At 58.9% G+C, this 12,779-nt stretch carries 10 protein-coding genes and 3 pseudogenes; 8 read left to right on the top strand and 5 right to left on the bottom strand.

Going from position 1 to position 12,779, the window contains the following annotated elements; translation table 11 throughout:
- The first annotated feature begins 257 nt into the window (after positions 1-257).
- The 3 genes and pseudogenes from WJM78_RS05080 to WJM78_RS05070 all read left to right on the top strand — a co-directional run bounded on the left by WJM78_RS05080 (position 258) and on the right by WJM78_RS05070 (position 3,900).
- Positions 258-1,410, top strand: a pseudogene (locus WJM78_RS05080) (M23 family metallopeptidase).
- 181 nt (positions 1,411-1,591) lie between these two features.
- On the top strand, positions 1,592-2,989 hold the full coding sequence (locus WJM78_RS05075) for an alpha-amylase family protein (RefSeq protein WP_339014189.1): 1,398 nt from the start codon (positions 1,592-1,594) through the stop codon (positions 2,987-2,989).
- 155 nt (positions 2,990-3,144) lie between these two features.
- Complete coding sequence (locus WJM78_RS05070) at positions 3,145-3,900, top strand: lytic transglycosylase domain-containing protein (RefSeq protein ID WP_339015758.1); 756 nt, start codon at positions 3,145-3,147, stop codon at positions 3,898-3,900.
- Between the two features lie 534 nt (positions 3,901-4,434).
- Here the strand turns inward: WJM78_RS05070 and ruvC are convergent.
- From ruvC to WJM78_RS05055, 3 genes are all read right to left on the bottom strand, one after another.
- On the bottom strand, positions 4,435-4,956 hold the full coding sequence (ruvC, locus tag WJM78_RS05065; RefSeq protein ID WP_017412842.1) for a crossover junction endodeoxyribonuclease RuvC: 522 nt from the start codon (positions 4,954-4,956) through the stop codon (positions 4,435-4,437).
- A 272-nt stretch (positions 4,957-5,228) separates the two neighbouring features.
- The gene (locus tag WJM78_RS05060) at positions 5,229-6,134 is read right to left on the bottom strand and encodes a Gfo/Idh/MocA family oxidoreductase (protein ID WP_339014188.1); all 906 of its coding nucleotides are present in this window, start codon (positions 6,132-6,134) and stop codon (positions 5,229-5,231) included.
- 130 nt (positions 6,135-6,264) lie between these two features.
- Positions 6,265-7,146: a LysR family transcriptional regulator gene (locus WJM78_RS05055; protein ID WP_339014186.1), complete on the bottom strand. Its 882-nt coding sequence runs from the start codon at positions 7,144-7,146 to the stop codon at positions 6,265-6,267.
- 105 nt (positions 7,147-7,251) lie between these two features.
- On the opposite strand from WJM78_RS05055, the gene WJM78_RS05050 reads away from it, so the two are divergent.
- The 4 genes and pseudogenes from WJM78_RS05050 to WJM78_RS05035 all read left to right on the top strand — a co-directional run bounded on the left by WJM78_RS05050 (position 7,252) and on the right by WJM78_RS05035 (position 10,136).
- Positions 7,252-7,860 (top strand): short chain dehydrogenase, encoded by a 609-nt coding sequence (locus WJM78_RS05050; RefSeq protein ID WP_339014184.1) that lies wholly within the window; start codon positions 7,252-7,254, stop codon positions 7,858-7,860.
- Between the two features lie 186 nt (positions 7,861-8,046).
- Positions 8,047-8,547: a DinB family protein gene (locus WJM78_RS05045; RefSeq protein ID WP_339014182.1), complete on the top strand. Its 501-nt coding sequence runs from the start codon at positions 8,047-8,049 to the stop codon at positions 8,545-8,547.
- A gap of 239 nt (positions 8,548-8,786) precedes the next feature.
- Positions 8,787-9,323 carry a YbhB/YbcL family Raf kinase inhibitor-like protein gene (locus tag WJM78_RS05040; RefSeq protein WP_339014180.1) on the top strand — a complete coding sequence of 179 codons (537 nt, stop codon included), beginning with the start codon at positions 8,787-8,789 and terminating at the stop codon, positions 9,321-9,323.
- An 11-nt stretch (positions 9,324-9,334) separates the two neighbouring features.
- Positions 9,335-10,136: pseudogene (locus tag WJM78_RS05035) on the top strand (helix-turn-helix transcriptional regulator).
- Positions 10,137-10,488: 352 nt separating this feature from the next.
- Here the strand turns inward: WJM78_RS05035 and WJM78_RS05030 are convergent.
- A complete protein-coding gene (locus tag WJM78_RS05030) occupies positions 10,489-11,439 on the bottom strand; it encodes a transposase (protein WP_339014178.1) in 951 nt (316 codons plus the stop codon).
- 241 nt (positions 11,440-11,680) lie between these two features.
- Positions 11,681-11,905: pseudogene (locus WJM78_RS05020) on the bottom strand (alpha-amylase family glycosyl hydrolase); the annotation flags it as partial.
- A gap of 406 nt (positions 11,906-12,311) precedes the next feature.
- On the opposite strand from WJM78_RS05020, the gene WJM78_RS05015 reads away from it, so the two are divergent.
- Complete coding sequence (locus WJM78_RS05015) at positions 12,312-12,620, top strand: hypothetical protein (RefSeq protein WP_157013457.1); 309 nt, start codon at positions 12,312-12,314, stop codon at positions 12,618-12,620.
- Positions 12,621-12,779: the final 159 nt, after the last annotated feature.

Here is a 12,779-nt window from a genome sequence, read left to right as displayed (position 1 = left end):
GCACTGCTTGCGCGAACCGCCCGATTTTACGGCAAGGCCTTGCTCGAACATCAAATAGCGCTGATTGAGTATCATAAAATATTTTTGTAAACATTTGTTAACAATTGACACTGATCATCCACTGCAACAAAAGCTTCATTCGAGTAGCAATTCTGACCTGTCACCCTATGGTGAAACCTTGGCATAGCGTCGCGCTGTCGTTGCCTGAGTGGGATCACTCCCACGCTGACACCTCACCCCCTTGCCAAGGAGATACCATGTTCAGACCCATTCCTTCACTGCTGATGCTGGCCTTGCTCCCTACCGCCAGCTGGGCCAGCGACATCCACACCCCGCTTGCTCCCTACCAGTTCACCCGACAGCAGCTCAGCTGCCACTGACGCTGTCACAGTGCCGCTGGACGAGGCCCACTTCGTGTTTGGCGAGGCAGCCATGGCATTCGATCTGCACGACTTCCTGCTGCAACAGGCGCCTCACCTGCTGCCCAAGGAGGAGGTGATCCTGCACTGGAGCGGCATCACCAGCCTCAACCCCCAACTGCTGCTGGCCCTGATGGAGGCGAGCAGCCAGCTCATCTCGGCCCCCTGGGAACAAGCCATGGCGGCCCCGTTCGCCCGGCTGGTCAAGGCCCGGGGATTCGATAACCAGTTCGAGCAGATGGCGCGCCAGCTCTCTGCGCGCTTTTATCAGGCCCAGGCCCAGTTGCGCAATGCCCCCGCGTTGTCCCCGCTCGCCGCGCACCAGGCCGCTCTGGCCAGCCTGCTTGCCCCCCACGAGCGGCAGCAGTTGAGCGAGCAGTGGCAGACCCTGTTTGGCAAGGAAGCCATGATCTCGCCCAGGGCGCAGACGGTTACACCGTCGGACCAGCTGGCCGGTGGCCAGTTCCAGCTGCCCTGGCGCCAGGGTTACAGCTGGCAGGTGAACGGCGCCCACTCCCATACCGGCTCAGGCTCTCCCTACTCCTCCATCGATGTCTCCTACGACTGGCCGGGGTGGGGCAGCGCCACCTATACGGTCACCGCCGCCAACGGCGGGACCGTCACTGTCTTCTCCCGCTGCCAGATGCGGATCACGGCCCCCAATGGCTGGGCCACCAACTATTACCACATGAGCGGCATCTCGGTTCGCAGCGGTGACTACGTGGCCGCCGACACCCCCATCGGCACCTATGCCAGCAATCGCAACGAAGCCCTGTGCGAGGGCGGCTCCTCCACGGGCCCGCACCTGCATTTCTCCCTGCTCTACAACGGGGTGTTCCAGTCCCTGCAGGGGCAGCGTCTGAGCAGCTATGCGGTCAACGTCGGCACCAGCAACTACGACGACAACTGCAACCGTTTCTGGCTGCAAAACAGCCGCAACGGCCAGCGTTTCTGTGCCTGGCAGCCGCTCTACAACAATGGCCTCGACTGAACCGATTACATCATGGGTAAGTCGCTCATGACAGGGCTCGGCGGTTTCATGCAAGCCGTCACAGATCCGCATATGCCCCTTTGAAAGTGCTCACAAAACAGCCAAAAGGAGATTGCCGGCCAGCCAGACCAGTGTGAGGCTTATGGTGCCCATATGGGCACCCAAACAAGGACTGACAATAATGAAAAAAATCGCGGGAATCTGGGTGATCGCAGGCATGCTGATCGCCCCGCTGGCGCAAGCCGACGTCATACTGCACGCCTTCAACTGGAAATACAGTGACGTCACCGCCAAGGCCGATCTCATCAAGGCCGCCGGCTACAAGCAGGTGCTCATTTCGCCTCCCCTCAAATCATCCGGCAACGAGTGGTGGGCACGCTATCAACCGCAGGATCTGCGCCTTATCGACACTCCCCTTGGCAACAAGCAGGATCTCGAGCAACTGATCGCCGCCATGCAGGCGCGGGGCATTGCCGTCTATGCGGACGTAGTGCTCAACCACATGGCCAACGAGAGCTGGAAGCGCAGCGATCTCAACTACCCCGGCAGCGCGCTGCTCGACCAATATGCGGCCAACCCGGCCTACTTCGAGCGCCAGAGGCTGTTTGGTGATCTGGGGCAGAACTTGCTGGCCGGATCGGATTTTCACCCCGAAGGCTGCATCACCGACTGGCACGATCCGGGTCACGTCCAGTACTGGCGCCTGTGCGGTGGCGCCGGTGACAAGGGGCTGCCGGATCTCGACCCCAACAACTGGGTAGTGAGCCAGCAGCAGGCCTATCTCAAGGCGCTCAAGGGGATGGGGATCAAGGGCTTTCGGGTCGATGCGGTCAAGCACATGAGCAATTACCAGATCAACGCCGTGTTCACCCCCGAGATAAAACAGGGCGTGCATGTGTTTGGCGAGGTGGTCACGTCGGGGGGCGCCGGCAGCACGGATTACGAACGCTTCCTCAAACCTTATCTCGACAGCAGCGGTCAGGGGGCCTATGACTTCCTGCTGTTTAACTCCCTGCGCGGGGCCTTGGGTTATGGCGGCAGCATGAACCTGCTGGCGGATCCGGGGGCCTACGGACAGGCCCTGCCGGGCAACCGGGCCATCACCTTCGCCATCACCCACGACATTCCCACCAACGATGGCTTTCGCTACCAGATCCTCAACCAGACCGACGAGACGCTGGCCTATGCCTATCTGCTTGGCCGCGATGGTGGCTCACCGCTGGTCTATTCCGATCACGGCGAGACCCAGGCCAAGGATGGGCTGCGCTGGCAAGATTATTACCAACGCGCAGATCTCAAGGGAATGATCCGCTTCCACAATGCGGTGCAGGGCCAGCCTATGCAGCTCATCGGCAGCGGCGACTGCTTCGTGCTGTTCAAACGCGGCAAGCTGGGGCTGGTCGGCATTAACAAATGTGACTACGAGCAGGAGTACTGGCTCGATACCGCCAAGTTCGAGATGAACTGGTATCGCAACTACCGGGACGTGCTCGATCAGAACGCGCTGCTCAATGTGCAGAGCCAGTGGGTCCGGGTCGCTATTCCTGCCCGCAGCGCCCGGCTCTGGCTGCAGGAATAAGAAAGAGAGATCAAACCGGGGCCGCCACCGTGCGGCCCCTCTTTTTGCCGGTTTATTTCAGGCGCCGCGATCATCGGCAGCTTGTTCTGCCACCGTCATGATGCTTTACTCAACAAGCCTAACGAGGCTGAAGGAGCAAGCCGTTGAAATCATGGATGTTGATGGGATTGATCCCGCTGTTTTCCCCGCCCGGCTGGAGCCAGACTCCCCCACCGGCCGAGGTGGTGATCCTGACCACAGAGGCGCAAGCCCCCCTCCCCGTTCCTCTGGTGGCTCCCAAGTCAATGCCCGCGCCCAGCGCACTCCCCGACCCCAGCCAGCTGACCACCAGCCTGCCGCCCGGCACACGCCAGATCCAGGTCTACAAGTCGGTCCAGAAAAACGGCGTGATACGCTACTCCGACATGATGCCGGAGCAGGGCCACTACGAGCTGCTGCTGTTCAACGACTGCTACGCCTGCGATCCGGCCTCCAAGGTCAACTGGCACACGACCGGTCTCTTCCTCTACGACTACGCCAGCACGATACAGGCAGCTGCCAAGGCCTATCAGGTGGAGCCCGCGCTCATCCGGGCGCTTATCCACGCCGAATCCGCCTTCAACCCGCTGGCGGTCTCCCGCAAGGGGGCCATGGGGCTGACCCAGCTGATGCCGGCCACGGCGCACGAACTGGGGGTCGGCGATGCCCTGATAGCCGAGCAGAATATCTTTGGCGGGGTGAAATACCTGTCAGGCCTGCTCAAGCAATATGACGGCAACATAGCGCTGGCGACCGCGGCCTACAACGCGGGGGCCGGAGCGGTGCAAAAACATGGGGGCATCCCCCCTTATGCAGAGACCCGCGCCTATGTGGAGCGGGTGCAGCTATTGCATCAACGCTATAAAGAGATGCTGCACACCCGGGGGCTGTGACCACACTCCCGTGGCGCAACCGCTGGCACAAGATCCCCCTGATACCGGGCCCCACGGCTGTCCTGCCCGAACTCAACGTCTGAATGCATACCCCTGCGAACAGCACACACGGGGCCTGTTGATACCCACGTTTTTGTCACGGATCACGCTTTCGGTGCGATCACGCGATAGGCCAAGGCCCCCGGAATGGCACCGACGTTCGGCGCAACCCGGGGCAAGGAGCCGGGGCTCACGAGGTCGCCGTTGTTAAACGGCGCCACATTATGGGCGGGTGACATGACGAGGCGACGTAAACCACGTCTCGCCAAGAAGATGTAATAAAGGTCACAAGCCATTGATTAATAAAGAGGATTGTCGTCACTCCCCAGGCTGGCTGTCCCGATTGGAGTCACGCCATGTGACAAGACAACTCGTGACTCGGTTAAGGCTTTTAGCAAAGGGTGGCGCGCACCTGAGCCGTGCCAGGCGCAACGAATAGACAAGGAGGGCGCCCGGGCGCCCTCCTCTCACATTGGTCTTCAGACGCGGCAGGCTTCAGCGATAGCGGCCGCGCACCGAGCTGGTGGCCCGCCCCGCCATCTTGATCAGGCTCTGGCGGGTATGGAAGTGGCAAATAGCCACCCCGAGCGCATCCGCCGCATCCGCCTGGGGCGTGGCCGACAGCTTGAGCAGATGGGTCACCATGTGCTGTACCTGCTCCTTGGCCGCGCCCCCCGTGCCCACCACGGCCTGCTTGATCTGGGTCGCCGAGTATTCGCTCACCGGCAGCAAAGCATTGACCGCCGCGACGATGGCGCTGCCCCTGGCCTGACCGAGCTTCAGGGCCGAATCGGCATTGCGGGCCATGAAGACCCGCTCTATGGCAAACTCGTCGGGCTTGAACTGGGTGATGATCTCGCTCACCCCGTCATACACCTGCTTGAGGCGGGACGGCAGCTCGCCCAGGTCGGTGCGAATACAGCCTGAACCCAGGTATTCCGCCTTACCTGCGACGATGCGGATAACACCATAGCCGGTGATCCTGGAGCCCGGATCTATCCCCAGGATAATGCTCATGGCAGCTCCGCCATGCACACCTGAGGGCGGCTCACACCCTCATCACCACTGAGCCGGGGGCCCGGCTCCATTCCGAAAATAATGCTCATGGCACTCTGTTGCTCTGAAGGCAGTTCATGGCCGCCAAGATAGCAAACAAGCGTCCGCTTGGCTCGCGCGGCGGCGCCCTCGCTGGCTGACTGCGCAGGGATCCGCCATCTTGTACAGTGGTCTGCCGGTTCCTTCACCCGTGCGGGCCCGCCAAATCAGGCACCACAGGCGCAGGAGAAGGGTCAGGTCGCCAGCGCCACCAGCTGCTCCGCCAGCCGGTGACCATGCAGGCAGGAGGCGATCAGCTCGCTATCGGCCTTGCCCGATGCAATTTGCTGATACCAGTGTTCCAGCATGGCGGCAAAGCCCCGTTGGACCAATACCGGCTGCCAGTCGTTGGGGATAAGGACCTGCAACGTCTTGTCTCGGGCGATGATGCAGCGGGTGCAGTTCTCAAGGTGCAGGGAGAGGTTGTCTCCATAGGCGTCGATGCGCTCCTCGGTGATGCCAGCACTGCGATTCATGCTGCCGCTGATGGCGCGATCACCACTCTGCCAGCTGACGCTCACCCCGGCCAGCAGGCTGTTGTCCTTGGCATCCGGCCGCAATACCGCCTGAAAATCCCCGTCCGGTGCGCCGCCATAGAAGCAGAGGCTGTCGAGCACATGGATAAAATCATCGAACAGGAACTGACGGGGTGCCCCCGGCAGAGCATGTCTGTGTTTTTGCCAGTTAAGCTCGGTGAGCGGCTGGGCACGGGCGGCATCCATGGCCGGCAGATAGCGGCGGTTAAAGCCGACAAACAGCGGGCAATCCTGCGCCATGGCGAGGTTGGCGAGCTCCTCGGCCTCGGCCAGCGTGTCGCACAGGGGTTTGTCGACAAAGGTGGGGATCCCCGCGCGCAGGCTCTGCTCGGCAAGCTCGCGATGCACCGCGGTGGCGGCGTGGATCATCACGGCATCGGGGCGACTGGCCAGCAGGGCATTAACATCGGTGTACGACTCAGGGATCCGGTACTGGCGGGCCAGCCGCGCCAGCACCGATGGACTCCGGGTGCAGAGCAGCGGGGTGACTCGCTCGTCGCTCGCCAGCAGCGGCAGATAGGCTTTCTGGGCGATATCCCCCAGACCAATCAGAGCAATGCGCATCTCAACTCCTTTTCACTCGATAACGGAATAAGCGGATAACTGCCCGCACCATCGCAGGATGTCCCCCCGCAGCGCCAGCCTGCTGTTAGCCACTCTGGCTGGCGGCGGCCTTTCTCTGCCAGTGGCTGCGTTATCTGGGCGCAAGGTCGCTGACCGACTTAATCACCTCGGCCATCCACTCGATGGCCAGATTGCCCTGACTTTTTCTGTGTCTGCCGACCACCACCTCAAACAGTTGCGGCGCTCCGGCCAGCTCCAGCACGCGAAAATCGCCGAGGGCGGCGATGGCCGACGGAATGCAGGCGGCCACGTCATTGACCGACATAAAGGCTTGCAGCGAGGTGTAGCAGGGGAGCGTCGCCACCGCCGAGCGAGCGACCTGCTGCGGGCTCATCTGCCCTTCAAAATTACCGACGCTGTTGGCGAACTGCACAAAGGGGATGGCCGCCATGTCCTGAGGCTGGGCGTTGTCGGCAAAATATCGGGATTCCTGGCGCAGCACGCAGCAGTAGTGATCCCGGCGCAGGGTGGCGCGCAGCAACCCCGGGTCGATATAGGCATCGAAACCAATCACCAGATCAATCTCGCCGCTGGCCAGCGCGTCCAGATGCAGCTCGGCCTGAAAGTCCACCACATCGAGCCGGATGGAGGGCGCCAGGCGTCGCAGGGCGCTCGCCAACCTGGGGATAATGGCGAGCTGGGCATACTCGTTGGCCATCACCCTGAAAGTGCGCTGGCTGCTGGCCGGTTCGAAGGGGGCGGCCACAAAGACCCCGTCGATATCGACCAGGATCTGCTCAAACTTGTCGGCCAGCTCGCAGGCGTAGTCAGTCGGCTGCAACCCGGCGCTCTGGCGGATAAACAGCTCGGCGGGAAAGGCGTCGCGCAGCTTTTTCAGATGGCTGCTCACCCCCTGCTGGGAGATCTCCAACAGCTCGGCCACCCGCGACACACTCTTGTGTCTGACCAGCAGCACCAGCACCCGCATCTGCCTGATATCGATCTTCTCCACCCGCACCCCACCAATTTAAGTTGTATCATATACAAATTACCCATGATTTACATTGTATCATCGGCTCTCTAACCTTGCAGCTCTTCCAGCAAAGCGAGGTTAACGATGAAAACTGTCATTCTGATTGGTGCTCAGGGGAAAATGGGGCAAGCCGCCCTCAGTGGTCTGGGCAAGCACAAGGTGATCACCGCCAGCCGCTCCGGCGAGGGGTGTGATTTTCAGGTGGATATCACCAGCAGGGAGTCTATCGAGCGGCTCTATCAAAACGTGGGTTCCTTCGATGCGGTGGTCAATACCGCCGGCTATTGCGAATACGCCCCCTTTGGCGAGATGAGCGACGAACAGTGGCAAACCACCATCCAGAGCAAGCTGATGGGGCAGATCAATCTGGTCAATGTCGGCCTCAACTACATCAATCAGGGCGGCTCCTTCACCCTGATCTCCGGCATCCTCAATATCAAGCCGATCCCGCTGGCCATTGCCGATGCCACCACCAGCGGCGCCATCGATACCTTTGTCCAGTGCGTGGCCCACGAGCTGCCCCGCGGCATCCGCATCAATGTGGTCAACCCGACCGTGTTGGAAGAGGCGTGGGACGTGTATGGCGAGATGATGCCCGGCTTCCAGCCGGTGCCGGGCGCCCTGGTCGGCAAAGCGTTTGAGCGCTCCGTCGATGGCTTTATTACCGGCCAGGTGCTCTATGTCGATGCCTGATCCCGCTCAGCCGTGATCCCTTTGCCTGTTGTCATACCCTGTCGATGATTTTCCTCTTCCCCGAAAGCGCCCTGCTCTCGGGGCTTTTTGTATTGGAAGCGTCAAGCCCGCCACAGCATGGGTTTCGTATTGAGCTCTTTTTGGCTACCATGCCGCACTTCACGAAGCGACAAGGGCAAGGACGCGATGAGCAACAAGACATTACAATCCCTCTTTCACTACAAGCGCTGGGCCGATGGCGAGCTGCTGGATGCGATCGCCACACTCGATGCACAGCAATATGGCGAGGCCCACCACACCTGCCTTAGGATCTTCAACCATATCCATGTGGTCGATGCCATCTTCAAAGCGAATCTACTGGGTAAAACCCACGGCTTTACCGCCACCAATACCCCGGAGACGCCGACCCAAGCCGCCTTGCGCAGCTCGGTCACGGCACTGGATAACTGGCTGGTGGATTACGTCGCGACCCTCAGCCCGCAAGAGGGTGCAACCCAGCTCTCGTTTCGCTTTGTCGATGGTGACAAGGGACAGATGAGCCGTGACGAGATGCTGCTCCATCTGGTGACCCACGGCGGCTATCACAGAGGGGCAATCGGGCGGATTCTGGTGCAGTGCGGCATCACGCCGCCGCGCGATACCCTGACCACCTTTTTGCATCGCAGCGAGCCAGCACGGCAACGATGACTCTCTCGTGGCCCGGGCCGTGACGAGATGATCCTGCGCTAAGCCGCACGTCTCATCGTCAAAAAAAAAAACCGGCATCCATGATGCCGGTTTTTTTATGGCTGCAATTTACCCTTTCGCCATAAAACAACCAAAAGGCTCATACAACTCATCTCATGACATTATAATGAGCTGTTCTGCAATAATATTCTGCCCCGTCCTCGCTAAAGTGAACCCGTTACCACACGAGGAATCACCCGATGAAATTGCTCAAACACAGTGCCCTGTTGCCACTGCTCTGCCTGACGGCCATGCCCGCTTTTGCCATGACCCTGAAGAGCACTGATATTCACGAAGGCCAGCTGATGGACAAACAGTTCAGCTTCAACGGCTTTGGCTGCAGCGGTGACAACCGCTCGCCCCAGCTGAGCTGGCAGGATCTGCCAGCAGGCACCCAGCGCGTTGCCATCACCGCCTACGATCCCGATGCCCCCACCGGCAGCGGTTGGTGGCACTGGCTGGTGGTAAACCTGCCTGCCACCCAGAGCGAGCTGGCCAGCAATGCCTCCGGCAAACTCAAGCAGGGAGTGGAGATCCGCACCGACTTTGGCAGCCAGGGTTACGGCGGCCCCTGTCCGCCCGCAGGTCACGGCATGCACCGCTATCAGTTCACCGCCTGGGCCCTGCCCCATGATCTCGAGGTGAAGGCCGATACCCCGCCCGCTATGGTAGGCTACATGCTCAACAGCATGGCGCTCGGCAAGGCCACCCTGACCGCCACCTTCGTCACCCCCTAGGAGCCAACCGGATGAGCACTCCCCTGCTGCAACAGAGCCACTATCTCGGGATCCGCCAGCAGCCCCTGCACCGGGTGCTCATCTATGCCCCGACCCTCATCTGGGTCACTCAGGGGAGCAAGCAACTGTGGTGGCGAGAGCGGCGTCTGTCATTTGACAGGGAGCGCTGGCTGCTGATCCCAGCAGGCCACCAGCTCACCTTCGTCAATCAGCCGGAGCAGGGCAAATTTCGTTCCCACGCCATCACATTGCTCACCCCACCGCCGAAAGAATGGCTGACCGCGTCAGCCCCTTCCCATGCCGATCTGGATGAGCCAGCAGTCAAGGTCACCCCCGGGCTCGCCTTCTGCTTTGAGCTGATCAGCACCATGGCCGAGCGGAGCCTGAGTGAGGCGACCCAAGCCGAGCTGCTGCGCGGCTTTTACGCCGAACTGCGGGCCGAAAATGCCCTCGGGTCGCTCTTCCCCGCCAGGACACATGACCCTCGGCGAGCGGCTGGCCCGCTACCTGGCGGTCGAGCCCGGCATAGACCACACCCTTGAGGCGGTAGCCCCCCACTTTGCCATGAGTCGCGCCTCCATGGTGCGCAAGCTGGCCGCCGAAGGTCGCAGCTTTCGCCAGTTGCTGGCTCAGGTACGCCTGAGCCACGCCCTTAACCTGTTGCAACAGGGCCTGACCCCGCTGGAGGTCGCCCTCGCCTGCGGTTATGACTCCCCCAGCCGTTTTGCAGCCCGCTTCAAACAGGAGTTCGGTCTGACTCCCCACCAATATCTGCACACCTGTCCATCCACCCCGCGCAGTCACGCCAGATAGTCGATAAGTAATTCTCCGAAGAGGAGAATTAGGACACCCACCTTTTGGTGCAAGCTACTATCAGGCTGCTTGCAGGCACAATAAGGGTGAATGCATTCGAACTGATGCCTGCAAAAGTCGGCTAGTGAGAGAGATTTTCAGGTTTAGAAAGATAATTAGGACACCCACCTTTTGGAGCAAGCCACTATCAGGCTGCTTGCAGGCACAATAAGGGTGAATGCATTCGAACTGATACCTGCAAAAGTCGGCTAGTGGGAGAGATTTTCAGGTTTAGAAAGCAACAGCCCCTGCACAGCCATCCACTGAACTATGTGCAATACCCGGAGCTATCGATAGGGTGGACGCAAATCAATCAGAGCTGTGGTTGATGGCATCGCCGCTGGCCACAGTGGCGGGCAAACTGCTGGCAATGATCTCTGTCTCCCACCACTCTGATCCCTTGTCGCCTAAACAGCGTCACCTGTTTCAACCAGCGGGCGCCATCAAGACCCAGCCGTTCCAGGATGGGTCCAAGACGGGCCGGAATATGACCCCGCTTGTCGGGCCGAATAGCACGACCCGTCCAATCAACCAGCATCAGGTAATCGGTGAAGGCATAGGGCAACTCTTCAGGCTTCCCCTGGCTGGCAAACGGCAGCAAAAGTGGTAGCAAAACCTCAGGAGTAGCAGGTTCCTCAAGGCGCTGTTTGATACTGGTGTAGTCGCTCTGCTCTGGCCGGTCGGTCAACGCAGCTCGTATCGGATTGAGGTCAACATACGCCATACAGGCCAGCAAGGCTGATTCGGTGAGCAAAGCCTGACTCTTGAAGCGGCCCTCCCAGAAATGGCCCTTGCAACCATCTTCCTGATTGGCCTGACGGGCCAGACTTTCATTGAGTAGCCGAATAAACCAGCTGATGGAGTGAAGCCGCTCCCGCCATTGGGCAAGCAATTGCTGCACGACCGCCAGTTCAGGCTCGATCAGCGTCTCCCCCTGATACCAGCGTCGTACCAACAGCGGCCACTGGAAAAGAGCCGCCCAGCGCTCAGCCACCTCCCGCTCACTCCAGTTGGCCGCCGTATCGGGCTCCACCTTGAGCACAAGATGATAGTGATTGCTCATCACCGCATAGGCACAAACACCGATAGCAAACAGCCGTGACAGTTGCCCCAACTTGTCGACCACCCACTGGCGCCGATGTTCGTAACTCTGGCCAGAATGGGCATCCTCACCACACAGGAAAGCTCGCCGTACACAGCGGCTCACCACGTGGTAGTAAGGCGTATCCTGCAAGCTTATTTGGCGTGAACGGGCAATGGTCATGGCGCATCCCTCAACGGTGACCTCTTAAGTCAAGAACAGCACTACGCCACTGTCAAAAAGGTGGGTGTCCCAGATCTCGACACAGAAAGGTGGGTGTCCCAGATTTCCGCTGGCCAGAATGGGCATCCTCGCCACACAGAAAGGCTCGCCGCACACAGCGGCTGACCACGTGGTAGTAAGGCGTATCCTGCAAGCTGATTTGACGTGAACGGGCAATGGTCATGGCGCATCCCTCAACGGTGACCTCTCGATAGTGATTGCTCATCACCGCATAGGCACAAACACCGATAGCAAACAGCCGTGACAGTTGCCCCAACTTGTCGACCACCCACTGGCGCCGATGTTCGTAACTCTGGCCAGAATGGGCATCGTCACCACACAGGAAGGCTCGCCGCACACAGCGGCTGACCACGTGGTAGTAAGGCGTATCCTGCAAGCTGATTTGACGTGAACGGGCAATAGTCATGGCGTATTCCTCAACGGTGACCTCTCTAGTCAAGAGCAGCGCTACGCCTCTGTCAAAAAGGTGGGTGTCCCAGATTTCCTCCCTTCCCTCCAGATCTCCCGATCTCTCCCAGATTTCAGTTTGGTGATACCGCGCAAAAAATGATGAATTTCTGGTGGTTACGCCATTTTTCACTCGCCAATGTAGCTTCACTTGGATTACCATACCCACACGAATCCACCCCAGTCGCGATAGGTTACAGTCCTAGTTGGTCAATGGAGCATATTGGAAGCTGTAATCCACGGGCGGTAGCGTGTTTTTTTGGCCAACCCAACAAAACACGTAAGAACTGAAAGAGCGCTCTCCCAAAAGGAGCCACAGTAGCTAAGTCTATAACCTTATATAGTTAATTTTATTGGCGGATATTATGATTAAAAAACTGTCTATCTTAACCATTGCTATAACTAATTTGTTTGGCTGCGATCAAATATATCCAGTGATAGACCAAGAAGATTTATGTGAAGTAAATAAATGGCAGAAAGATGTAACCGCTGCATCTTGCAAGCCAGGTCAGAAGGTTGTTTTCCTACCAGATTCATTTGGTAATGAACAGTTACCTGTCATTTTTTCTGCCGTTAATTGCGATCATCGATTCAGTATCGCACTGACAAATGGTGGTGTATCTTGCATCTATGCACCACTCCAAATCATAGAGCAAAAAAAACCGGCTAAATAAATTTAACGCTCACCTTTTTAAACCATAGCAAAGCTATGCTATCACTCATGCGAAATTATTTTCGTTATCAGAACGATAGTATTAATTACATGATAATACCATCGTTCAATGAGTGGGGAAATATTATACATCAACACACTTATAAACTAGTAAAAACTG

It is taken from the genome of Aeromonas popoffii (assembly GCF_037818705.1).
GTDB lineage: Bacteria > Pseudomonadota > Gammaproteobacteria > Enterobacterales > Aeromonadaceae > Aeromonas > Aeromonas popoffii.
Note: the sequence above shows the minus strand (reverse complement) of the source record. Positions and strands in the feature narration are given on the sequence as shown.